The following is a 423-nucleotide window of genomic DNA, read 5'->3' as shown; positions in this document are numbered from 1 at the left end:
ACGACGGTTAGACAAGTGATCGATATCATCAACCTCTGCCTTAGAATTGATTAGCTCAATAAGATATTTTACGATGGTAATGATATCCTCTCGGGTAAGCACCTGCTTATCCATTGCGATGTCAAGACCAAGTTTCTTGTTCATTCTGTAACGACCTACCTCACCTAAGTTGTAACGTTGATCTGAGAAGAACAATTTGTCAATAATTCCCCGGGCAGTTTCCTCATCTGGTGGTTCTGCATTACGAAGTTGACGGTATATGTGTTCCACCGCTTCCTTTTCGGAATTGGTTGGATCTTTTTGTAATGTATTATGGATGATCGCGTAGTCGCCGGTTTGATTATCCTCTTTGTGAAGAAGAATAGTCTTAGATCCGGTTTCAACGATCTCTTCAATGTGCTCTTTTTCAAGAACGGTATCACG

1 pseudogene is annotated in these 423 nt (G+C 41.1%); it reads right to left on the bottom strand.

The annotated features are described in order from the left end of the window. Window positions 1-423: pseudogene (rpoB, locus tag HC175_RS19245) on the bottom strand (DNA-directed RNA polymerase subunit beta); the annotation flags it as partial.

Source organism: Salinimicrobium oceani, assembly GCF_012037645.1.
The sequence above is the reverse complement of the archived record's forward strand: the minus strand, read 5'-3'. Positions and strand labels throughout refer to the sequence as shown.